1 protein-coding gene is annotated in these 644 nt (G+C 39.8%); it reads left to right on the plus strand.

Going from position 1 to position 644, the window contains the following annotated elements; all coding sequences use genetic code 11:
* Positions 1–49: 49 nt before the first annotated feature.
* Positions 50–644 (plus strand): IS200/IS605 family accessory protein TnpB-related protein (locus DAHG_RS00135; protein ID WP_147576412.1); only part of this gene is annotated, 595 nt, incomplete at its 3' end.

Below are 644 nucleotides of genomic sequence, written 5' to 3' on the forward strand. Positions count from 1 at the left end.
CCATGGTGAGTATTTTATCATCAAAGCGATCATTGAGGTGGAACCCAAAATGATCGTGACCAAAAAGGAAGAAGGCAGTATCGGTATCGATATCAATGTGGATCATATTGCGGTTTCCCACATCGATCGGCAAGGCAATCTGTGCAGAAAGCAGATCCTGCCGATGAAGTTAAAGGGGAAAACAAGGAATCAGCGAAAGCATGAGATTGCAGAAACAGCAAGTAAGATCATTCATGAATGTGTACATACCCATAAACCATTAGTGATGGAAACCTTGGACTTTAGTGATAAAAAGAACAAACAGTGTTATCAGTCAAAAGGACTGAATCGAATGCTGAGTGAGTTTGCTTATTCACAGATTACAGAAGCTATTGAACGAAAAGCAGCTTATGAAGGTGTTGAAGTGATCAAAATTGATCCAGCGTATACGTCACTGATTGGAAAATTAAAGTATGTACGGGATAAGGGAATGAGTGTGCATCAGGCAGCGAGTTATGTAATTGCAAGAAAAGGGATCGGATATAAAGAGAAGATATTACGAGAATATCGAGTATTCGTAAAAGAAAAGCAAACGCAAGCAGAGCAATGGGCAGCGATTGGTAAGAAGATAGGAAAAGCAAGTATTAAAGAATGTCAGCTAACCG

Origin of the sequence: Dielma fastidiosa, from assembly GCF_000313565.1 — a bacterium.
Lineage (GTDB): Bacteria > Bacillota_I > Bacilli_A > Erysipelotrichales > Erysipelotrichaceae > Dielma > Dielma fastidiosa.